Below are 19,612 nucleotides of genomic sequence, written 5' to 3' on the forward strand. Positions count from 1 at the left end.
ACCTCACCGCGTGCGCGGTGAACCGGTCAGATCGGGATCAGTTGATGCGCGGCGGGCGCCACAACCCGTTCGGGTCGCGGGCCGGGACGGACTGCGTGTAATGGAAGACGATCGTGCTCGCGAATGCGGCGGGACGGCTGACGTCGACGCGAGCGACCGGGTGATAGAGGCTGCCGAACTGGCATTCGGCCGTCACCTTGCAGGCCGCGCCCTTGGCTTTGGCCTTCGCGTGATCGGCGGATGACGGCTGCATCGAATCGCAGCCGCTCATGCCGGCGGACATCGCCAGGTTCATGCCGGTATCCGGATCCGTCGACATCGTGTGCTGCATCGGACATTCACCGGTCAGGCCGCTGGCTGCCAGCCCAGTGAGGGGCAGCACCGCGCACAGCAGCAGCAGGATGAAGGTCCGAAGCAGTTTCATGGCGGCGATTATATCCCGGCCGGTCGCTGCGTGGCGGCGCGTCGCTACGGCAGAATGACGCGCCGCCACAGCTCACTTCAGCAGGCCGTCCGCGGCCAGCGCGGCCTGCACGGCCGGCCGCGCGCGCACGCGCTCGTACCACGCGCGCAGATGCGCATGGCGGCTCAGGTCGATATCCGCGTTGTACACCGAGCGCATCCAGTCGGCCTTGCCCCAGCCGGTCAGCGCGAACAGGTAAGCATCGGCGACCGTGAACGTGTCGCCGGTCACGAACGTCCGGCCGTCGAGCTGGCGGTCGATCCATGCGAAGCGGCCGTCGAGTTTCTGTCGGACGGGCTCGACGTACTTCCCCGCCTGCACCGCATACAGCAACGGGATGAAGCCCTTGTGGATCTCGGTGCCGAGGAAGTTGAGCCATTCCATCAGCCGGTAACGCGCGAGCGTCCCACGGGCCGGCGCGAGCGCGGCTTCCGGGCGCTGGTCCGCGAGATACTGCGCGATCACCGGCCCTTCGCGCAGCATCGTGCCGTCGTCGAGTTCGAGCAGCGGCACGTAGCCGAGTTCGTTCACGTCGTAGTAGTTGCGGCCGTCTTCGACGACGTGCTTGCGCGCGTCGACCCTGACGATCTCCGCGTCGATGCCGCCTTCGCGCAGCACGATGCAGATCGCCTGCGAACAGCTGCCGGGAGCGTGATAGAGCTTCATGCGTATCCTTCGTGGGTAGTCCAGGTATCGATTCGCCGCGACGCGGGCGCTAATATCTCGCATCGGCGCACGGCTGGGAAGACGGCAGTCGTTTGTGCCGTAGTCACAAAAAATTTACCGACCAGGGTTCAGCACGATGAAAACGAGTGCGACAGGATGTTCCGTTGAAGAAGCGATGCGCCTGCTCGGCGGCCGCTGGCGGCTGCTGCTGGTGTCGTATCTGCTCGACGGGCCGCGGCGCTTCAGCGACCTGCGCCGCGACATGCCGGGCATCTCGCAGCGCATGCTGACGCTCGACCTGCGCGCGCTGGAGGATGCGGGGCTCGTGAAGCGGACCGTCTATCCCGAAGTGCCGGTGCGCGTCGAGTACGATCTCACCGCGGACGGCGACCGGCTGCGGCCGGTCGTCGAAGTCATGCGCGAGTTCGGGCTGTGGCTGAAGGCGCGCGACGAGCAGGCCGATCCGACGCCCGACACCGCGGCCACGATCGAAACACGCATGCATTCCCCCCGATAATCTTCATGCAGGAACCGACGTTCATGGAACTTCACGCTACCGTCGGCGCGGCGACGTCCGACCTCGACGACGACGAAAGCTTCGCCAACCTCTACTGTCACGATGCGGAGCAGGACTACTGCTTCGCGCTGTCGCGCTTTCCGGACGACGCGCTGATCGAAGTGATGGTGCGCGACCAGGTCAACCTGCGCGTCAAGGATCTGTCGGTGCGCCTGACCGACGATGCGATCGACGTCGAGATCGAACCGGGCATCGCCGCGCGGCTCGACGGCCACACGCGCTACGTGATCCATCTCGCGCCCGGCCAGTACGATCCGGTCACGCTGCGCGCCGCGCTGAAGGAGATCTTCGTCGGCAAGAGCGGCTATCGCGACGACAGCACGCAACGCTGACCGGCTGCCCGCATGCGCCCCTTCGCTTCGCTCCGGCACCCGCTCGTGACGCACTCGCCGCGGCTCCGCCCGCTTCCCCGCGTCGCCGCGCTGCTGCTCGCCGCGTGCGCATCGATCGCCCCCGCCGCGCATGCGGCCAAGCCGCTGCTCACGTTCAAGGTCGACGACACCGTCACGGCCCGCGTCGAACGCGCCGACAGCGCGCACATCACGGTCCGCTTCCTGCCGAGCGGGAAAACGCAAACGCTCGACGTCACGGCCACCGACGAGGAGGGCCACTATCACGTCGCGACCGACGACTACAACTTCGACGGCCACCGCGATCTCGCGGTGCATGCGCTGCTCGGCATGGTCAACGAAAGCTACGGCATCTACCTGTACGATGCCGCGCGCCAGCAGTTCGCGCCGCTTTCGATGCCGGCGGGCAACCTGCCGCACGGCAGTTGCGACGACCTGATCAATGTCGATGCAAAACCGAAGGAGCGCACGCTGTACAGTTCGTGCCGTGGCGGGCCGATCTGGTACACCGATGCGTACCGTTTCGACACCGCCGGCAAGATGTATCTGTACCAGTCCAGCGAAGCGGTACCTGACGACCTGCGCACGCTCCTCGACGACGACAACGGCCCGGCGTCGATGCTGCTGACCTACGACGAGCACGGCAAGCGTGTGTCGCGCCGACCGCAGGCGTATGGCGGCGGCAACGTGACGTTCAAGGTACATCCGGCGCGCCTGCCGCTGCACGACGCAATGATCGATGCGCCCACGCGCCGTTATGTCGTCGCGGGCGACACGGTGGAGGTGATCGACGCGAGCGATGATTTTCTGTGGCTGAAGGTGCGGTATCGCAATCCGCACGCGGGTGTGGTGCAGGGCTGGGTCAGGGCGAAGGAAGCGATGGCCGACTGACGCACGACGCGACACGCACCGCCCTTTCCCACATACTGAACGCCAAACATCCCATTAATAGGGATACCTGTCCAAATGTTGACGCGCGTCGCGCCACGGTTCTAACGTTCGCCCCAACGCCATCCGATTCGGCCGCCCCGCTCGCGGGCGCCGGCCGGGCAGAGAACACAGGAGACGACCGTGGCCCAATCCGCGTCACGCACCCATGCAACCCCGCCTGAGCGCTCGACCGCGCATGGCGGTACCACCCCCGAATCCACGCCCCGCTCAACCGCAACCACCCAGCCGAGCCGCAAGCGCCTGCTGATCCTCGCGCTGCTGTTCGTCACGGTCGTGATCAACTATCTCGACCGCAGCAACCTGTCGATCGCCGCACCCGCGCTGTTCAAGGAACTGAACATCGATCCGGTCCGCGCGGGCCTGGTGTTCTCCGCATTCGGCTGGACCTATGCGCTGATGCAGATCCCGGGCGGCTGGCTCGTCGACAAGGTGTCGCCGCGCGTGCTGTATGCGGGCGCGCTTGCGCTGTGGTCGGCCGCGACGCTGCTGCTCGGCTTCGCGGGTTCGTTCGTCGGGCTGATCGTGCTGCGTCTCGCGGTCGGCGCGCTGGAAGCGCCGGCCTACCCGATCAACAACCGTGTGGTCACGACGTGGTTCCCAACCCGCGAACGCGCAAGTGCGATCGGCGGCTACACGTCGGGGCAATTCGTCGGCCTCGCGTTCCTCACGCCGGTGCTCGCTTGGCTGCAGGTGCACCTCGGCTGGCACATGGTGTTCGTCGCGACGGGCCTCGCCGGCATCGCATGGGCCGCGATCTGGTATGCGGTATATCGCGAACCGCGCGCGTTTCACGGCGTCAACGCGGCCGAGATCGCGCTGATCCGCGACGGCGGCGGGCTCGTCGATCTGGAGGACCGCATCGCGGCACGCAGCGAACGCGCGCCGTCGACGTGGCGCGACCTCGGCGTCGTGCTCGGCCGACGCAAACTGTGGGGCATCTACCTCGGCCAGTTCGCACTGAACTCGACGCTGTGGTTCTTCCTCACGTGGTTCCCGACCTACCTCGTCAAATACCGCGGGATGGATTTCATCAAGTCGGGCTTCCTCGCATCGCTGCCGTTCCTCGCCGCGTTCGTCGGCGTGCTGTGCTCGGGCGTGCTGTCGGACTGGCTGATGCGCCGCGGTGCGTCGCAGGGCTTCGCGCGCAAGCTGCCGATCATCTCGGGGCTGCTGGTCTCGACCTGCATCATCGGCGCGAACTACGTGTCGTCGACGGGCTGGGTCATCGCGTTCATGACGATCGCGTTCTTCGGCAACGGCTTCGCGTCGATCACGTGGTCGCTCGTATCGGGGCTCGCGCCCGCGCGGCTCCTCGGTCTCACGGGCGGCGTCTTCAACCTGATCGGCAACCTGTCCGCGATCGCGACGCCGATCGTGATCGGACTGCTGGTAGACGGTGCCGACTTCTCGCGTGCGATCACCTACATCGCCGCGATGGCGCTCGCCGGCAGCCTGTCGTACGGGCTGCTCGTCGGCAAGGTCGAGCGCATCGACGCATGAGCGTCACGAGGGCTGCCCATACGAGCCGTCCCGGCCTTGCCGCTGTCCGCGTGCCGCGTCAGAACCGCATGAACCCGTCGCGCGCGAGATCGTGCGGATTGCCGGCCACATAGTCGAGCGCACACGCATCGGTATCGATGCCGACGGTCAGCAGCGTTTCCCAGCGCTCGGTGTCGGGCATCGACGGATCCGGGTGGAAACACACGACGGCCGCGTCGCCGGCCGCACCGCACATCGCCGCCGCGCGTTCGCGCACATCGGCGCCCGTCATGCCCGTCACGACCTCGTTCAGGTACGCGAAGCGTTCGCGCGTGGTGGAACTGTCGGGCATGCACTCGCCGCCGCTCAACGCGCGATCGAGGAAGTGGTTCGTGTGCAGCAGCCAGCCGTCCGGGCGCGGCACGACCACACCGACACCCGACGGGCTCAGTTCGATGCTCGCCGCACGCGGGTTCGCGTCGTGCCGCGTGAACACGGTCAGCACCGTCGATGCGCTCACGCGCGCGGTGCGCGCGAGTTCGATCGCCTCCTGCACCGTCGTCGCCTCTTCGAGCAGACGCCGCGCGATCGCATGCACGGGCACGCCCGCGCTGCCGTCGTCGCTCGCGTGATGCAGGATGTTGAAGTGCAGCCCGAGCCCCGCGCTGTTCACGCCGAGCTTCGCGAGCATCCCGAATTCGGCGAACAGCTTGACCGTGCGGCCCTGCGGCGTCGCGAACAGCATCAGCAGCCCCTGCGGCGCGAGGCTGTCGTGCCAGTCCCACGTCTGCAGCGTGCGCGGCGCGTGCGGGCCCGCCGGCGCGTAGACGGTCGTCGAGCATTCGCCTTCGGCCGACGCGGGCGCGGTCGCGAGAATCTCGGTGCGCGCGTTCAGGCACGCGAGCTGCCAGTGCGGCAGGTCGACGCCCTCGGCGATCGCCTCGACTTCGGCGGCCAGGCGTGGGCACCATGCGTCGAGCGCGGCGAGGCTCGCTTCGCCGATCGCCCGCGCGCGCTGCGGCTCGACGCCGAGCTTCGGGAAGAACGCGAGATAGCGCGCAACCGTATCGCGGATCGCGGGCGCGAAGCGCGCGCCGATCAGACGGCCCCGCTCATGCGGATCGGTGATGTCGGTCGCGAATGTGTGCAGCTTCAAGATCAAACCTCCTGTGTCGAATGAGACCCGGGCCGGCGCGGCCCGTAAAGTGTTTCGCCATACGAACAAATTGGCACGTGCCGGCCGTCAGAACGAGTAGATGAACTGCATCCCGGCGAGGTCGTTGCTGCGCGCGTACGTGCCGTTGCTCTTCAGGAACACCGGATGGTTCGCCGCGTCGTGGCGGTATTCGACCTTCACGGTGATCTGCTGCGTCGGATAGAACAACAGGTCCGCCGTGATCGCATAACGCCGCGCGCCCTTGCATTCGGTGCCGTTGGTCGCCGAGCCCTGGAAGCACGCCGGATCGATGCCGAAGCCGCTCGTGCCGTTCACCGACGGGTTGCCGCCCGCGAGCCCGTACTGGATGTTCGTGCCGCCGCCGCCGTTCGACGTGTTGTTCAGGTAGTCGAAGCGCAGCGTCGCGCCCATGCGACCGACCCACGACGTCGTCCACTTCGTATGGCCGAGCAGCGACATCCCGTACCAGCGGGCCGTGCCGCCGTTCCACGCGCCCTTCTGCAGCTCGCCGTAGTCGACCTGCGCGTTGACCTGCGTCTTGTCGTGCGTATAGGTCATGTCGGCTTCCACGTACTTGTAGAAGCCGGTCGGCGACGCGCCGTTGCACTGGTAGCCGTAGCCTCCCGCCACCGCGCACGGCGAGAACAGCGACTGCCGGCCGAGCATCCCGGAGATCCCGAAGTCGAAGGCCGTCGACGTCGCGTTGTCGAAGCGCGCGGTGATCGTCGGCGTCCAGTTGGTCTTGGTCGTGTTGTTCGCCGCGTTCGCGATCGCACCGGCCGTCCGCAGCACCTCGTTGCCGATCACGACCTGCCAGAAGCGCGTCATCGCCGCGTTGGACCCCTTCAGCCCGATGCCGATCAGGTTGCCCGGCTCGCTGAAGTCGTACAGCAGCCCGTGCGTGAGCGTGAGCATCTGGTTCGACGGCTGCACTTCGTAACCCGCGAGGCTCGGCATCATGCCGATCTCGAACGTGCGCGTCGTGGTGAGCGGCACGTTGACCTGCGCCTGCGTGACGATGTTGTTGCCGACGCCGCCGTGCGAATTGCCGAACACGTTGCCGAAGCCGCGGTTCGGCTGGATCACGATCTCCGCGGACGGCGCCATCGGGCCGACGCCGAAGGTCTTCTTGATGTCAAGATAGACGTCGCCGATCGTGCTGTTGTAGTAATCGTACGCGCCCGGGTCGTGGTTCAGGAACTGGAAGCCCGACGTACGCTGCGCGCGGTTGAACAGGTACACGGGATCGACGTAGCCGGTGATGCTCAGGCCCGCGAGCGGGCCGGTCGTCGCGGCTTCCTGCAGCGAGTCGACCTTCAGCGATGCATTCGCGATCTGCTCGCGCATCTGCTGCAGGTCGTCGTTCGTGAAGGCAGGCGCGGAATCGGCGGCCGGCGCGGCGGCCGCCGCCGTGCTGATCGAACCGATCTTCACGCCGCCCGAGGCGGCATGGGCCGTTGGTGCGGCGCCGGCAGGCTGCGCCGCCAGCATGCTCGCGCGCAGCTCGTTCACCTGCTGCTGCAGCGCGGTGACCTGCGCCTGCAGCGCCTTCATCCTGCTCGCGTCGGTCGCCTGCGGCGCCGTGCGCGCCATCGCCGAAGCCGCTTCGAATGCGAGCAGGCACAGCGCCGTCATGTGTTTGATCTTCATGTTCTGGGTGGTCGTCGGGACGAGCGCGCCCCCGCCCGCCGCGATCAGCGGCGGGGCGCGCGAAAGGTATGCGGGAGTGCGGGAAGCGGCGGCCGGCTTACTCGGTCTTCAGCTTTGTCCAGAGACGGTTCTGCAGACGCATCAGCTCGGGCGGAACCGGCTTGCTGAGGCTCAGCCGGCGGATCACGTCGGCGGGCGGGAACACGGCCGGGTCGCTCGTCACTTCGGCGCGCACGAGATGCCTCGACGACGGCACGGCGGACGGATACGACGTGTCGTTGGTCAGGTTCGCGCTCTCCTGCTCCGACAGCACGAAGTTCACGAACTTCAGTGCGGCGTCCGGATGCGGCGCATCCTTCGGAATCGCCATCATGTCGAACCACATCGCGCTGCCTTCGGTCGGAATCACGTACTTGATGTGATACGACTTCTTCGCGGAAGCGGCCGCGATCCGCGCGGAGTTCACGTCGCCCGACCAGCCGAGCGCGAGGCAGATGTCGCCGCCCGCAAGATCGTTGATGTAGCTGCTCGAGTTGAACTGCGTGATGTACGGCCGCACCGTCTTCAGCAGCTCATAGGCGGCCTGGTAGTCGGCCGGGTTCGTCGTGTTCGGATCCTTCTTCAGGTACACGAACGCCATCCCGAACGCATCGACCGGCGAATCGAGCACCGACACGCCGCAGTGCTTCAGCTTCTGCACGACCTTCGGATCGAACAGCAGCGACCAGCTGTCGAGCGGCGCATCGTTGCCGAGCGCGGCCTTCACCTTCTCGACGTTCATCCCGAGCCCGTCGGTGCCCCACGTCCACGGAATGCCGAACTGGTTGCCCGGATCGTCCTTCGCCAGCACCTTCATGATTTCCGGATCGAGCAGCCCGTAGTTCGGCACCTGGCTCCGGTCGATCTTGCGGTAGATGCCGGCCTGCAGCTGCCGCGCCCAGAAGATGTCGGACGGCACGACGACGTCGTAGCCCGACGTGCCCGACAGCAGCTTCGCCTGCAGCGTCTCGTTCGAATCGAACTCCTGGTAGACGACCTTGATGCCGGTCGCCTTCTCGAAGTTCGCGATCGTCGCCTTGCCGATCGAGTTGCCCCAGTTGTACACGTTGACGACGTCCGCCGCGTGCGCGACGGGCGTGCCGGCCCACGCGAACCCGCCCAGCGCGAGCGCCGCGCATGCCGTCCCCAGATGCCGTTTCCACTCCCCTGCCATGTTTTCCTCCGTCGGTATCGTGATCCGCTCCCGGCGAGCGGTGGTTGCTTCGGTCCGGGAAAATGTAGCCAGAGGAAATTGGCCGGTCTGCCCTGCCAATAGGGGGACACGCGTCACAATCGGCGCATCCGGTTCCGGCCGGGATCGGCGGCCCGCGAAAACGGAAGCCGCCTGAAAGCCGGCGTCACCGCGTCGTCAGCCGGGATGCCCGGTCAGGACGCCTGGATACCCGTGCGTGCCCCGAAATCGTTGCCCACGTGCGTGATGCGGCCGCCCATCATCGTCAGCCCGACGTCGATGCGGCCGATGTCGTATTGGCCGACCTCGAACAGGTCGTTCTCGAGCACGACGAGATCCGCGCGCTTGCCGGGTGTCAGCGAGCCGACCTCGTGCTCCATCCCGAGCTGGTACGCGCCGTGGATCGTGTACGCGGCGATCAGTTGCGGAATGCTCAGACGCTCGGCGATGTCCGGAAACACCGGCGCGTCGGGTTCGCCCGCGAGCTGGCGCGTGTGGCCCGACTCGATGTGCTCGAGCGGCTTGTGCTGGCAGCGGCACTGGCACGCGAGGCCGTCCATGCCGATCGACACCGTCACGCCTGCGTCGAGGAACGTGCGGAACTTGTACATGTTGCTCCAGCGTGCGTGGCCGTAGTGGTCGCGCAGCTGCTCGGTGTACGCGTCGACCACGCCCCACTGCAACTGCGTGTTCGCCATCACGCCCGCGCGGCGAAAGCGCGGGATGTCGTCCGGATGCGTGAGAAACGCGTGCGTGATCACGTGGCGGCGGTCGCGCGGCGGGTTCGCGCGGTTGACCTCGTCGAAGCCGTCGAGCGCCATTCGCACCGCCGCGTCGCCGACGCAATGGACCATCACGTTCGCGTTCGCGCGATCGGCTTCGACCAGATAGCGGTTGAAAGTGTCGGCCGGCATCGTCGGCGCGCCGCAGGTGTCGGGGCGATCCGCGTACGGTTCGAGCAGGTAGGCGGTGTGGTTCGCCTCGGTGCCGTCGAGGAACAGCTTCAGCGCGCGCGCCTTCACGAGCGGCGAATCGTACTGCTCGCGATACCGGACGAGCGTGCCGACCGGATCGTCGATCTCGCCGATCACCGCGACACTGCCCACCACGCGCAGCTTCAGGTCGCCCGCGCGCTCCATCGTCTGCAGCGTCTCGTACAGCAGCGACTGGTCGCCGCTCGCGTCGAAGAAGCCGGCATCGAACACGGTCGTCACGCCGGCCGCGCACAGCTTCTTCTGCCACGGCGGAATCGATTTCAGGTACAGATCGATGCCGGTCGGCAGCAGGCCGGCCGCGCTGATCCGCTGCATCAGCAACGAATACGCGGCGCCGTCGACGATCAGGCCGGTCGGCTCGCCCGTCATCGCGTCCTTCTCGAACCAGCTCGCGCCTGCCTGCACGGGCGGCGTCGACGCGTCGATACCGGCGATCTCCAGCGCCTTCGAGTTCACCCACATCGAATGGAAATCCGTCGACAGCAGGCACACCGGGCGATCCGCGCAGATCGCGTCGAGCGTCTCCTTGCGCAGCATGGCTGGCGGGATCGTCGCCTGCACCCAGCCCATCCCGGTGATCGCCGGCTCGTCCGGATGCGATTCGACGTAGGCACGCAGCGCGCCGAGCACCTTCTGCGGATCCTCGTGATTCACGAACGCCTGGAACGCGAACGCGGTCGTCTCGAAGTGCCAGTGCGACTCGACGAAGCCCGGCAGCACGAGCCGGCCGGCCGCGTCGACGACCTTCGTCCGCGCACCGACGTACGCCTGCACGGCCGCCACGTCGCCGACGTGAACGATCCGGCCGTCGCGCACGGCAACGGCCTGCGCCCACGGCCGGTGCGAATCGACGGTGTAGACCTTCGCGTTGGTCAGAACGAAATCCGCCGGCGTCGCGGCGACCTGCGTCGGTTGAATCTGCATTGCCTGTCCTCGGTGGTCATCAGGTTTTCGAAGTGCTTTCACTATAGACAGACGATTCGCACCGGTATGCCCCCCCGCCGCGGGGGCTTCGGCGAATTCACGCCGCCGCGTACCCGGTCTTGTCGTCGTTTTGGGGACAACGCGCGAAATCCGCGGGGTTGACCGGTGAATACCCGGCTGACGCACGCGCGGCGTTCGCGTAACGTCGCGCTGTCCCCTGACCGCCTGCACCCGACCATGCGACTGCTCCAGCCCGACCCCGCCGCCCGCGGCCACTACCTGATCGGCGTGCGCCCCGACACGCTCGGCGCGACGCTGCGTGCGGTCGGCACGCCGGATTTCGTCGGCGCGGTCACCGCGTTCGTCAACGACAGCATCCACGCCGACGCCGTGCACCTCGAACGCTGGCGCGCGGACGCGGGCAGCACGTCGGGCTTCGTCGTCGAATGGCTCGGCAGCGGCAGCCTGCGTGTCGCGGCCGATACACTGCGCGTGATGGATATTTACTACCAGCACTATTGCCAGACCGACCCGCTGGTCGCGCCGCTGCGCGGCAAGGCCGGCACGCTGCTCGTGCAGCGCCATGTCGACGGCATCGCGCAGGGCGAGTTCCGCCGGCGCATCTTCGACGAACCCGGCATCGCGCAGGAATGCCTGCTCGTGCACGGCACCGCGCACCTGCAGTACGCGCTCGGGCTCGCGCGCGCCGTCGGGCGGGCCGCGTTCACGACGGACGAGCTGTTCCATTTCCGGCAGATGGTCGATCTGCTGTTCCCGATGTTCGAGCTGCATGCGCGTACCTGCGCGGCGCGGCGCGTGGCAACGGTATCGGTGAACGTCGGATCGCAGGCGAGCTTCGACGCGCGCCTCGAACGCCAGGACGTGCAGTTGTCGCGCCGCGAGCACGAGATCTGCCGGCTGATGCTGTGCGGGCGCTCGGTGCCCGAGGCCGCGCAGCAGTTGGACGTGAAGCTGTCGACGGCCGAGTCGTACGTGAAGCGCGCGTTCGCGAAGCTCGGCGTGCGCACGCGCCGCGAGCTGTTCGACTGGACGCTCGTCGACTGCTGAGCGCGCGGCCCGGATTTACGCGGCCAGCACGGCCGCCTTGATGTTGAAGGCGCGCAGCAAGTCCTCGCAGAACGCGTCGACGATCGGCTTGTCGCTCGTGCTGCGCTTCATCGCGAGATGCAGCGGCACGTCGAAGCTGAACGTCGCGCGGCCGACGGCCTTCACGAGCCCGCGCTGTTCGAACGGCTCCGCGTAGTGCGCGGGCAGATAGCCGAGATGGCCGCCCGACAGGATCAGAATGGTCGCGGCCTCGATGCTGTCCGCGCTCGCGGTCACGCGGCGCTCCGGCAACGGATACTGCTCCTCCGGCACCGGGTAGGTACGCCACACCCAGTCGTGAAGCTGCAGATCGTCCGCCGTCACGGGCCGCGACGCATGGAACAGCGGATGCCCGCGCCCGCAATAGATCACCTGCTGCTCGGTGAACAGCGGCGTATAGAGCAGGCCCGGCACGCGATGCCAGAAATAGCCGATCGCGAGATCGAGCTGGTTGTTGACGAGGCTTTCCTCGAGCTCCTGCGGCGAGGCGACCTTCATCGAGAACGTGACGGCCTGGTCGCGCTGGCGGAACGCGCCGATCGCGTCGGCCACCCGCGCGTTCTCGACGAGCGGCGCCTGGCCGATCAGGCCGATCGACAGCGTGCCGACCAGCTTGCGGTCGATGTCGCGCACGCGCGCGACGAATTCGGAGGTCGCCGCGACGAGCGTACGCGCCGTGGCCGCGAAGCGTTCGCCCTTCGACGTCAGCCGAAAGCCGCCGCGCCCGCGATCGCACAGCTTGAAGCCGACGCGCGCCTCGAGCGCCGACAGCTGCGTGCTGATGGTCGACTGCCGCACGCCGAGCGACGCCTCGGCAGCCGTGATGCCGCGTGCGTCGACGACGGCCAGAAAGACCCGGATGAGCCGGAGATCGAGATCGGTGGTATTCGAAAACATGCGTCAAGCCGCTGCGCGTACGCGCGTTGCCCGGCCGGCACGGCGCGCCTCGCGCGCCCCGCCCGCCGCCTTCGCCGATGAACCGAACGGGACGCGCGCCGCCATCGGCAGCGGCGCGCGTCGCAACCCTGTCACTCCGATACCGCCGCGAGCGGGCGCGCGATGCCGAACACGGCCGGCCGCAGCCGCCCGTAGCAGAGGAACGCCGCCGCGCACAGCGCGATCGCCGCGATCAATGCCGACTGCGTGCCCGCGCGCTCGATCAGCGACCCGCCCGCGACCGAGCCCACTCCATAGCCGAGCGCGACGCAGCCCGGCGACAGCGCGGCCGACTGGCCGATCAGGTCGTACTGCGGAATCGTCGCGTAGATCAGCAGCGCGCCGCCGGTCCAGCAGCCGATGAACACGATCGCGCCGAGCGTGAACGTCGCGACCGACGCCGGCATCGCGAGCAGCACGGCCGCGACCGCGCAGCCGCCGAGGTTCACGAGCGTCCAGCGACGCAGGCCCGCGCCCGCGCCGAGCTTCGGCATCGCCGCGCAGATCACGAGGCTCGCGACGTTCGCGATGCCGAGCACGAGCGACACCGACTTGCCGCTCAGGCCCGCATCGGTGCCGATCTTCTCGAGGAAGGTCCATACGACGCCCACGCCGCCGTACAGCGCGAGCTGCGCGCACAGCACGAGCATCGCGCCCTGGCGGTCGATGCGGCTGGCCCCCCCGACCGGCGTCGGCGCGGCCATCGTCTCGCCGCGGCGGAACAGCGGCGTCGCGAGCACGAACATGCCGAGCACGCACGCGACGAAACCGAACACGCCGCGCGCGCCCCACGTGCCGCTCAGCATCGGGAAGACATACGCAAGCAGCACCATGCTCCACATCACCTGCCCCATCAGCATGATCCCGAGATTGCGTTCCGGCGCGCGCGAATACGACAGGTAGCGCAGCGCGATCCCGTTCAGCCCGCCCGAGCCGACGCCCGCGACGAACTGCAGCGTCGAATAGGCGACGAGCCCGTGCGTCGCGAGCGTGCCGAGGTTCGCGCCGGCCGCGAGCGTCACCGCGCCCGCGAGCACGAGCCGGACCGGCTGGCGGCCGAGCACGAACGCGACGAGCAGCGTGCCCGTCGATTCGCCGAGCACCTCGATGAAGCTCGACAGCCCGAGCGCCGCTTCGCCGAAGCCCCAATGGCGCTCGACCTGCCCGACGATCGCGGGCAGGCCGAGAAAGACCGTCGGTCCGAGGATGCCGAGCAGCAGCATCACGACGACGAACAACGCGCTTTCCTGCCGCGCTTCATCCTGCAGATTCACAACGTTCATGCGATGTCTCTCTCCGTGTCCGCGGCGCGGACCGTCTCCTCGGGGGAGTTGGATATGGCGGCGGCCCGGGCCGGGCCGCCGTGTCGCTTACATCGGGAAGCCCATCGCCTTGAGGCCGCTGATCCACGCGCGCTTCCAGCCGCCTTCGGCATCCGCGCCGTCGAACGCGTGGAACGTGATCTTCGCGGCGACCCAGCGCATCGGCTCCGGCGGGATGTAGCTCGGGCTCTGGTTCGCGATGTCGAGCTTGCGCTCGGGGCTGTCGCGGTCGAACAGGATGTTCAGCCCCATGAACGCGCCGAACCGGCTCGCCGCGACGCCGAATCCCGTATAGCCGGCGACGAACACGGCCTTGCCGCCGAGATAGCGTTTCGCGAACACCGAGCCGCGCGAGCAATAATCGATCGGGCCGCCCCATGCGTGCGAGAAACGCACGTCGCTCAGTTGCGGGAACGTGCGGTAGAACGCTTCCGCGAGCCGGTAGTACGTTTCGCGCCGGCCGTCCTGGTGCGGCTCCGGATCGCCGTCGAAGTGATAGCTGACGAGGCCGCCGAAGATGATGTTGTTGTGCTTCGTCAGCCGGAAATAGTTGAGCTGCGTGCGCGTGTCGTACACGCCCTGGCGATTCTTCCAGCCGATCCGCGCGAGCTGCTCGTCGGTCAGCGGCTCGGTGGCGAGCACGTGATCGCGCACCTGCATCACGCGGCGGTTGATGTCCGGAATCCCGACCTTCGCGGTGCCGCTGCCGAACACGACACGCGGCGCGCGCACGCTGCCCTTCGGCGTCGTCACGAACACCGTGCCGCCTTCGTCGGTCACGGTCGTCAGCGGCGTGTGCTCGTACAGTTTCACGCCGAGCGACAGCGCCGCGCGCTTCAGCCCCCACGCGAGCTTCGCCGGATGCACGATGCCGCTGCGGTTGCGCGACCACAGCGCGCCCGCGAACAGCGGCGAATTCAGTTGTTCGAGCGTTTCCTCGCGGTTCAGCAGCACGACGTCGTGGCCGTACTCGCGATGCAGGTCGTAGTCGCCCTTCAGGTGCGCGAGGTGCTCGGGATCGACCGCCACCGTCATCTCGCCGTTCCACTCGATGTCGGCGTCGATGTCGTAGCGCTTCAGCGTTTCCTCGAAGCCATCGAGGTTGTGATGGCCGAACGCCTCGAGTTCCGCGATGTCGTTCGGGAACACGCGCACCGCATTCGGCAGCCCGTGCATCACCGACGTCGAGATGATCCCGCCCGCTCGGCCCGATGCGCCGTGCGCGACCTTGCCCGCCTCGATCAGCACCACGTTCAGGTGCGGCATCTGTTCCTTTGCCTGCACGGCCGACCACAGCCCCGTGAAGCCGCCGCCGACGATCAGCAGGTCGGCCGTCACGTCGCCGACGAGTTCCGGCTCGGTGGCCGGCGCGGCCGGGTTGTCGAGCCAGTACGGGAACAGCCTGGTATTCGCGAGCGCCGCCTCGACGCCCAGCGCGACCGGTGCGACCGGCGTGCCACGCGGCGCCTGCACCGGCGCGGTCTGTTTTGCTTCGTTGACTTCCATTTCCATGATCCCAGCCATCACACGCGAAAAACGAAACCGCCGCCGGATGCGCGTCACACGGACGACGACACCCCGGCGGCGGCTTCGGACATCACGACTGTTCGAGCAGCACGTAGAACTTCTTCGCGTCCTCGATCGTCTCCCAGCGGCCCGCGAAGCCGGCCGGCAGCAGGTAGCCCTGGCCCGGCGTGAATTCCTTGCGGTTGCCTTCGACGTCGGTCAGCGCGATCCGGCCCTCGACGAGCCACACCGCTTCGTCGGCCGCGGTTTCCGGAAACTCCACCGAGCCGGCCTTGCCTTCCCACCAGCCGACGATGTAGTTGCCGCTCTTGCCTTCGGCCGCGCGCCAGTCGCTTTCGTCCATCCCGAAGTCGAGCTTCGTGAATTCGCCCACGCCTGCGCCCAGCGGCAGGATGTCCTTGATCAGTTTGGTCATCGGAATCTTTCGTCTCTTGATTGAAAAAAGCAGAGACAAAGTTACTCATTTACACTGCCCCGGTATGCCCCCCTTCAGGGGGGACAAGCGATGTTTTGCGGGGGCGGGCAGGTCGGCAGGACAACCGACGGTGTTTCCCCCTAATGACGTTTTCCGTTGCCGACGCTACAATCGCGCCGCTTTTCACCGGGGAACCGCATGCTGCTCAACGTGAACCCCTTCCACCGCGACAACGACCGCTTCAACGTGTCGTTCAAGGCGCTGGGCGAGCTGATCGAGACGGTCGGCACGCCTCACTTCGTGCCGCGCCTCACGCAACTGCTGAACGACGTCGTGCCGCTCGACGTCGCGCACGTCGAACGCTCGCGCGTCGACGGCACGATGCCCACCGGCTACCGATGCGAATGGATCGGCAGCAGCGGCATCGGCACCGCCCCTCATGAAATCTCCGACGTGATGACGCTCTACTACGAGCGCTTTCTCGACAGCGACCCGCTGTTCGCCGGGTTGCGCGGCAAGACGGGCACGATGCTCGTCGTGCGCGACATCGCGGCGATCCCGCCCGGCGAATTCCGTCAGCGGCTGTTCGACGACGTGCAGATCGGCCACGAATGCGTGCTCGCGCGCGGCACGCGCTATTCGCAGCACTCGATCGCGCTGGAGCGCGGCCGCGACCGGCCGCCGTTCACGCTCGCCGAGATGAACCGCTTCCGCGGCATCAGCGACGTGCTGTTCCCGCTGCTCGAACTCCACGCGTCGACCACCGCCGTGCGGCGCGTCGCGCATCCGACACCGGAGATCCATCCGCTCGCGCAGTTCGACGCGCGCATCGCCGCCGACGGCGTGAAGCTGTCGAAACGCGAATACGAAACCTGCAAGCACCTGCTCTCCGGCAAGACCGTGCCCGAGACCGCCGGCATCCTCGGCGTGCGCGTCGCGTCGGCCGAGTCGTACGTGAAGCGCGCGTTCGCGAAGCTCGGCGTGCGGACCAAGCGCGAACTCGCCGCGTGGGGCTCGGCCACCACCGCGTTCCCTTCCGCCGGATCGCACGACGCCGCCACGCCGCCCGTCCTCTCCCGCTGACCGCCCGCCGCCCGCGCCGGCCGCGCGGCCGCCTTCGGTTGCGCGGCGTCGATGCGGCGGCGCCACTCGCATCGAGACCCGTCGATGTAAACGTTGCGACTTCAAAATCTTCGCGCAGGCGTTCTCCTCTACCATCGGCCGATCGCTTTACCCTGGAAAAAGGAGACGGCCCCCATGCCCCGCGAACTCAATCAACCGATGGGCGGCAACGACATGCCGCGTTTTGGCGGCATCGCCACGATGATGCGGCTGCCGCAGGCCGCGACGACCGACGGCCTCGACGTGTGCTTCGTCGGCGTGCCGCTCGACCTCGGCACGTCGAACCGCTCGGGCTCGCGCTTCGGCCCGCGCCAGATCCGCACCGAATCCGTGCTGCTGCGCCCGTACAACATGGCCACGCGCGCGGCGCCGTTCGATTCGCTGCAGGTGGCCGACCTCGGCGACGTCGCGACCAACCCGTACGACCTGAAGGACTCGGTGCGCCGCATCGAGGAGGCCTACGACGAGATCGTCGCGAACGGCTGCCGGCCGATCACGCTCGGCGGCGACCACACGATCGCATGGCCGATCCTGCGCGCGCTGCATAAAAAGTACGGCAAGGTTGCCGTCGTGCATATCGATGCGCATGCGGACGTGAACGACACGATGTTCGGCGAGAAGATCGCGCACGGCACGCCGTTCCGCCGCGCGGTGGAAGACGGACTGCTGCAATGCGACAAGGTCACGCAGATCGGCCTGCGCGGCACCGGCTACCACGCGGACGATTTCGACTGGTGCCGCGAGCAGGGCTTCACCGTCGTGCAGGCGGAAGAATGCTGGAACAAGTCGCTCGTGCCGCTGATGGCGCAGGTGCGCGAACGCGTCGGCGACACGCCGGTCTACCTGAGCTTCGACATCGACGGGCTCGACCCGTCGTTCGCGCCCGGCACCGGCACGCCGGAAATCGGCGGCCTCACCATTCAGCAGGGCCTCGAAATCGTCCGCGGGATGAAGGGCCTGAACATCGTCGGCGCGGATCTCGTCGAAGTGTCGCCGCCGTACGATCCGGCCGGCACCACCGCGCTCACGGGCGCGAACCTCGCGTTCGAGATGCTTTGCGTGATGCCGGGCGTCGCCTACCGCTAACCCGACCGACAGGATGACCCCCATGTCCATCGCCGAACTTTCCCGTTCCGCAACCGCGTTCGTGCTGCCCGCCGCGCGCATCGCCGGCCAGCCGGTCCGCACGCATTCCGACACGGCCGGCGCGCCGATCCTCAACGCATCGACCGGCGACGCGATCGGCTGGCAGGAATTCGCGACGCCCGCGCACGTCGACGCCGCGGTGCGCGCCGCGCGCGACGCCTTCGCCGGCTGGCGCGACACGCCGCCCGCCGCGCGCGGCCGCGTGCTCGCGACGATCGCCGAGCGCGTCGAAGCCGCACGCGACCGGCTGGCCGCGCTGCAGATGCAGGTCAGCGGCAAGCCGCCGTTCGAGGCCGACGCCGACGTCGGCGACGTCGCCGCGACGTTCGCGTACTACGCGAAGCTGTGCGAAGACCGAGCGCTGTTCGCGGCCGAGCCCGTCGCACTGCCGAGCGACGCCGTCACGGCCGAGCGGTTCCACGACGCGGTCGGCGTCGCCGCCCTGGTGATGCCGTGGAACTTCCCGATGGTCACGACCGCGTGGAAACTCGCGCCCGCGCTCGCGGCCGGCTGCGCGGTCGTGCTGAAGCCGTCCGAACTCACGTCGCCGACCGAGCACGCGCTGCTCGACATCGTCGCCGAAGCCGGTGTGCCGGCCGGCGTCGTCAACGTCGTGAACGGCGGCGCCGAGGTCGGCGCGGCACTGACCGCGCATCCGCTGATCGACAAGATCTCGTTTACCGGCAGCACGGCGGCCGGCCGCAAGGTGATGCGGGCCGCGGCCGAAGACATGAAGCGCGTGACGCTCGAACTCGGCGGCAAGTCGTCGCTGATCGTCCGCGACGATGCGGATCTCGACGTCGCGGTACCGCTCGCGATTGCGGGCGCGTTCACGAACGCGGGCCAGATGTGCTCGGCCACCGCGCGCATTCTCGTGCACGACAGCCTCTACCGCCGCTTCATGACCGCGTTCGAGACGGCCGTGCGCGCACTCGTCGTCGCGCCGCCGACCGACGAACAGGTCGCGATGGGGCCGCTGATCTCGGCCGCGCAGCGTGCGCGCGTCGAAGCGATGCTCCAGCAGGGCATCGACGCGGGCGCACGCATTGCGTTCAGCGGACGGGTCGCGGAGGCCGGCGGCGAAGGCTTTTTCATGGCGCCCGTCGTGATCGCCGAGCCGGCCGCCGACAACCCGTTGTGGACCGACGAAATATTCGGCCCCGTCGCCTGCGTGAAATCGTTCCGCACCGACGACGAAGCGATCGCACTCGCGAACGACACGCGTTACGGGCTCGTCGCGACCGTCGTCACGCGCGATGCCGACGTCGCGAAGCAATTCCAGCAGCGCGTGCGGGCGGGGCTCGTGTGGATCAATGCGCCGCAGCTGATCTACCCGCACGTGTGCTGGGGCGGCTTCGGGCTCAGCGGGATCGGCCGCGAACTCGGCGTCACCGGGCTGCGCAGCTATCAGGAACTGCGCCACGCGATGCGCGCGATCGACTGACCCGTGCGGCCGTTCAGGCCGTTGGCGGCACCGTGGCGGATGGCACGGTGCCGCTTTTTTCAGGTACACGTCGGATTTCCGGGCAGAGGACCGGCGGCCCGCGTGCGCCGGTCACGCGTTCGAGCGGCGC

At 68.0% G+C, this 19,612-nt stretch carries 18 protein-coding genes; 8 read left to right on the top strand and 10 right to left on the bottom strand.

Translation table 11 applies throughout. The annotated features are described in order from the left end of the window. Positions 1-37: 37 nt before the first annotated feature. Positions 38-424: a hypothetical protein gene (locus AC0KUR_RS04180; RefSeq protein ID WP_034188493.1), complete on the bottom strand. Its 387-nt coding sequence runs from the start codon at positions 422-424 to the stop codon at positions 38-40. Positions 425-496: 72 nt separating this feature from the next. Beyond that, complete coding sequence (gstA, locus tag AC0KUR_RS04185) at positions 497-1,129, bottom strand: glutathione transferase GstA (protein WP_367189006.1); 633 nt, start codon at positions 1,127-1,129, stop codon at positions 497-499. A gap of 136 nt (positions 1,130-1,265) precedes the next feature. On the opposite strand from gstA, the gene AC0KUR_RS04190 reads away from it, so the two are divergent. The 4 genes from AC0KUR_RS04190 (at position 1,266) to AC0KUR_RS04205 (ending at position 4,507) form a co-directional block, all read left to right on the top strand. Next, positions 1,266-1,646: a winged helix-turn-helix transcriptional regulator gene (locus AC0KUR_RS04190; protein ID WP_124608144.1), complete on the top strand. Its 381-nt coding sequence runs from the start codon at positions 1,266-1,268 to the stop codon at positions 1,644-1,646. Between the two features lie 23 nt (positions 1,647-1,669). Continuing rightward, positions 1,670-2,038: a hypothetical protein gene (locus AC0KUR_RS04195; protein WP_034188610.1), complete on the top strand. Its 369-nt coding sequence runs from the start codon at positions 1,670-1,672 to the stop codon at positions 2,036-2,038. A 45-nt stretch (positions 2,039-2,083) separates the two neighbouring features. Further along, positions 2,084-2,947, top strand: a complete 864-nt coding sequence (locus AC0KUR_RS04200; protein ID WP_473375469.1) for an XAC2610-related protein — start codon at positions 2,084-2,086, stop codon at positions 2,945-2,947. A gap of 180 nt (positions 2,948-3,127) precedes the next feature. Then, positions 3,128-4,507, top strand: coding sequence for an MFS transporter (locus AC0KUR_RS04205; RefSeq protein WP_473375418.1), 1,380 nt, complete (start codon positions 3,128-3,130; stop codon positions 4,505-4,507). Positions 4,508-4,565: 58 nt separating this feature from the next. Here AC0KUR_RS04205 and AC0KUR_RS04210 read toward each other — a convergent pair whose 3' ends face one another. The 4 genes from AC0KUR_RS04210 to AC0KUR_RS04225 form a co-directional block, all read right to left on the bottom strand. Next, complete coding sequence (locus tag AC0KUR_RS04210; RefSeq protein WP_034188612.1) at positions 4,566-5,642, bottom strand: C45 family autoproteolytic acyltransferase/hydolase; 1,077 nt, start codon at positions 5,640-5,642, stop codon at positions 4,566-4,568. Positions 5,643-5,729: 87 nt separating this feature from the next. Further along, positions 5,730-7,313 (bottom strand): DUF3138 family protein, encoded by a 1,584-nt coding sequence (locus tag AC0KUR_RS04215; RefSeq protein WP_034188497.1) that lies wholly within the window; start codon positions 7,311-7,313, stop codon positions 5,730-5,732. A 97-nt stretch (positions 7,314-7,410) separates the two neighbouring features. Continuing rightward, the gene (locus AC0KUR_RS04220; protein WP_034188498.1) at positions 7,411-8,526 is read right to left on the bottom strand and encodes a polyamine ABC transporter substrate-binding protein; all 1,116 of its coding nucleotides are present in this window, start codon (positions 8,524-8,526) and stop codon (positions 7,411-7,413) included. 212 nt (positions 8,527-8,738) lie between these two features. After that, a complete protein-coding gene (locus AC0KUR_RS04225) occupies positions 8,739-10,463 on the bottom strand; it encodes an amidohydrolase (protein WP_473375419.1) in 1,725 nt (574 codons plus the stop codon). A gap of 237 nt (positions 10,464-10,700) precedes the next feature. Between AC0KUR_RS04225 and AC0KUR_RS04230 the strand changes: the two genes are divergently transcribed. Next, positions 10,701-11,531: a helix-turn-helix transcriptional regulator gene (locus AC0KUR_RS04230; RefSeq protein ID WP_034188500.1), complete on the top strand. Its 831-nt coding sequence runs from the start codon at positions 10,701-10,703 to the stop codon at positions 11,529-11,531. Between the two features lie 15 nt (positions 11,532-11,546). Here AC0KUR_RS04230 and AC0KUR_RS04235 read toward each other — a convergent pair whose 3' ends face one another. The 4 genes from AC0KUR_RS04235 to AC0KUR_RS04250 form a co-directional block, all read right to left on the bottom strand. Next, positions 11,547-12,467, bottom strand: coding sequence for a LysR family transcriptional regulator (locus tag AC0KUR_RS04235; protein WP_473375420.1), 921 nt, complete (start codon positions 12,465-12,467; stop codon positions 11,547-11,549). A gap of 131 nt (positions 12,468-12,598) precedes the next feature. Next, positions 12,599-13,789: an MFS transporter gene (locus AC0KUR_RS04240; RefSeq protein ID WP_473375421.1), complete on the bottom strand. Its 1,191-nt coding sequence runs from the start codon at positions 13,787-13,789 to the stop codon at positions 12,599-12,601. Positions 13,790-13,876: 87 nt separating this feature from the next. Further along, complete coding sequence (locus tag AC0KUR_RS04245) at positions 13,877-15,340, bottom strand: NAD(P)/FAD-dependent oxidoreductase (protein ID WP_200087229.1); 1,464 nt, start codon at positions 15,338-15,340, stop codon at positions 13,877-13,879. Positions 15,341-15,425: 85 nt separating this feature from the next. Beyond that, positions 15,426-15,770, bottom strand: a complete 345-nt coding sequence (locus AC0KUR_RS04250; protein WP_006484551.1) for a cupin domain-containing protein — start codon at positions 15,768-15,770, stop codon at positions 15,426-15,428. A gap of 198 nt (positions 15,771-15,968) precedes the next feature. Between AC0KUR_RS04250 and AC0KUR_RS04255 the strand changes: the two genes are divergently transcribed. The 3 genes from AC0KUR_RS04255 to AC0KUR_RS04265 all read left to right on the top strand — a co-directional run bounded on the left by AC0KUR_RS04255 (position 15,969) and on the right by AC0KUR_RS04265 (position 19,482). Further along, entirely contained in the window at positions 15,969-16,853 is an 885-nt protein-coding gene (locus AC0KUR_RS04255) for a helix-turn-helix transcriptional regulator (protein ID WP_034188504.1), read from the top strand. A gap of 174 nt (positions 16,854-17,027) precedes the next feature. Then, a complete protein-coding gene (gene speB, locus AC0KUR_RS04260) occupies positions 17,028-17,978 on the top strand; it encodes an agmatinase (RefSeq protein WP_069704417.1) in 951 nt (316 codons plus the stop codon). Positions 17,979-18,000: 22 nt separating this feature from the next. Next, positions 18,001-19,482, top strand: coding sequence for an aldehyde dehydrogenase family protein (locus tag AC0KUR_RS04265; RefSeq protein WP_473375422.1), 1,482 nt, complete (start codon positions 18,001-18,003; stop codon positions 19,480-19,482). The last annotated feature ends 130 nt before the right edge of the window (positions 19,483-19,612 follow it).

Source organism: Burkholderia sp. YHN3-13 (assembly GCF_055810675.1).

Bases quoted from the DNA above. Each gene is read 5' to 3' on its own strand.
- speB (WP_069704417.1), top strand. From the start codon at position 17,028: ATGCCCCGCGAACTCAATCAACCGATGGGCGGCAACGACATGCCGCGT.
- AC0KUR_RS04220 (WP_034188498.1), bottom strand. From the start codon at position 8,526: ATGGCAGGGGAGTGGAAACGGCATCTGGGGACGGCATGCGCGGCGCTC.
- AC0KUR_RS04215 (WP_034188497.1), bottom strand. From the start codon at position 7,313: ATGAAGATCAAACACATGACGGCGCTGTGCCTGCTCGCATTCGAAGCG.
- AC0KUR_RS04245 (WP_200087229.1), bottom strand. From the start codon at position 15,340: ATGGAAATGGAAGTCAACGAAGCAAAACAGACCGCGCCGGTGCAGGCG.
- AC0KUR_RS04235 (WP_473375420.1), bottom strand. From the start codon at position 12,467: ATGTTTTCGAATACCACCGATCTCGATCTCCGGCTCATCCGGGTCTTT.
- AC0KUR_RS04265 (WP_473375422.1), top strand. From the start codon at position 18,001: ATGTCCATCGCCGAACTTTCCCGTTCCGCAACCGCGTTCGTGCTGCCC.
- AC0KUR_RS04255 (WP_034188504.1), top strand. From the start codon at position 15,969: ATGCTGCTCAACGTGAACCCCTTCCACCGCGACAACGACCGCTTCAAC.
- AC0KUR_RS04225 (WP_473375419.1), bottom strand. From the start codon at position 10,463: ATGCAGATTCAACCGACGCAGGTCGCCGCGACGCCGGCGGATTTCGTT.
- gstA (WP_367189006.1), bottom strand. From the start codon at position 1,129: ATGAAGCTCTATCACGCTCCCGGCAGCTGTTCGCAGGCGATCTGCATC.
- AC0KUR_RS04240 (WP_473375421.1), bottom strand. From the start codon at position 13,789: ATGAACGTTGTGAATCTGCAGGATGAAGCGCGGCAGGAAAGCGCGTTG.
- AC0KUR_RS04190 (WP_124608144.1), top strand. From the start codon at position 1,266: ATGAAAACGAGTGCGACAGGATGTTCCGTTGAAGAAGCGATGCGCCTG.
- AC0KUR_RS04250 (WP_006484551.1), bottom strand. From the start codon at position 15,770: ATGACCAAACTGATCAAGGACATCCTGCCGCTGGGCGCAGGCGTGGGC.
- AC0KUR_RS04195 (WP_034188610.1), top strand. From the start codon at position 1,670: ATGGAACTTCACGCTACCGTCGGCGCGGCGACGTCCGACCTCGACGAC.
- AC0KUR_RS04230 (WP_034188500.1), top strand. From the start codon at position 10,701: ATGCGACTGCTCCAGCCCGACCCCGCCGCCCGCGGCCACTACCTGATC.
- AC0KUR_RS04180 (WP_034188493.1), bottom strand. From the start codon at position 424: ATGAAACTGCTTCGGACCTTCATCCTGCTGCTGCTGTGCGCGGTGCTG.